Raw genomic sequence first — 1,241 nt, forward strand, 5'->3', positions numbered from 1 at the left:
ACCGTCTGAGCGTGAACCTCGAAACGGCCCGCCATCGCACGCATCTCGTGCGGGTCGGTCATAAAACGTGTAGCCATCTTGGCTGTCTCCTTTTATAGGTAGTTACTGCTGGTGGTGGTGATGTAACGACGTATGGCCGGACCGGTTACGCGTTGCGCGACCGCCAAGCCGGATGCCTAGCGACTGGTCCCCCTTCCCCGTCAGCCGGCGGCCGCCGAGCGTTGTGACACGGTGAGACGGTCGTCAAACCCGAACTGCGGCGTTGGAGTTGACGGAGTGGCCGTTGCTATTCCGGGCGTCTTTCCGGCCCCCGCATCGGGCGCCGGAAAGATCTCCCGCAGGGCGATCGAGGTGGAACGCACGTCGACGACGACCCGCTCCGACACCCCGACCGCCGATTCGGTCAGCCCGCGGCGGCTGCGTTGGCCGCCTCGGTGGCGGCGTAGGAACCGGCGCTGGTCGACAGCGTGTTCACGAACAGCTCGTGAATCGCGGCGGCCTGGGCGCTGACGGCCTGGTAGACCTGCGCGTGGGCGGCGAACTGCGCTGCGGTCAGCGCCGACACCTCGTCGGCTGCAGCGGGCACCACTCCCGTCGTCGGGCCCGCCGCCGCGGCGTTCTGAGCGCTCAGCGTGGAACCGATGGTCTGCAGGTTCCCTGCTGCCGCTGACAAAGCCTCAGGCTGTGTGGTCACGAACGACATACTTGATCCCTCCTATTTCATTCCCCGACTCTGCAAGAGAGTAGATGACGGCGACGTCCGGGGTAATTACGGAAGCCGCCAGTTTGCAACTGTTCACGTAGCGGTACGGCGAATTCATTTTTGGTAACGAGACGGTAACAGCGGCCGACCAGGACTGCCGGTCATCTCAGGACGGTTACGGAAAATGATAACCGCCGCCGGTCGGAAAAGCAGCAGGTAAGCGGCAGCGTCCACTGCTCCGGTCGCGGGGGCCGCCAAATAATCCGGTTGCGGAATATCGGTGTGCGTGCGCTGCGCGCCGTTGCGTCGCCACGCGAGGCGGCCCGGCATCCTCCTTTCGGGCATCTCGGCGGGGCGCCAGCCTCGTTCGCCGGCACGCGACGGCGCGCACGGCGATCGGGGCGGCGTAAGGTTCATCGGCTGCCTATAACGCCTTCGACCAGGACGATTCGGCGGCGAGGCGGGTCATGCGGCTGCCCTAGCCGGCGAAGGGTGGGCGGGCCATGACGGTGGGGCGGAATCCGTACTTGGGTCCGGC

At 65.9% G+C, this 1,241-nt stretch carries 1 protein-coding gene and 1 pseudogene; both read right to left on the reverse strand.

Annotated elements, in window-relative coordinates; all coding sequences use genetic code 11:
• Positions 1–77, reverse strand: a pseudogene (locus tag A5700_RS24820) (WXG100 family type VII secretion target); the annotation flags it as partial.
• Between the two features lie 326 nt (positions 78–403).
• Positions 404–703, reverse strand: a complete 300-nt coding sequence (locus A5700_RS00880) for a PE family protein (protein ID WP_068071300.1) — start codon at positions 701–703, stop codon at positions 404–406.
• Positions 704–1,241: the final 538 nt, after the last annotated feature.

Origin of the sequence: Mycobacterium sp. E1214, assembly GCF_001666755.1 — a bacterium.
Taxonomy (GTDB): Bacteria; Actinomycetota; Actinomycetes; order Mycobacteriales; family Mycobacteriaceae; genus Mycobacterium.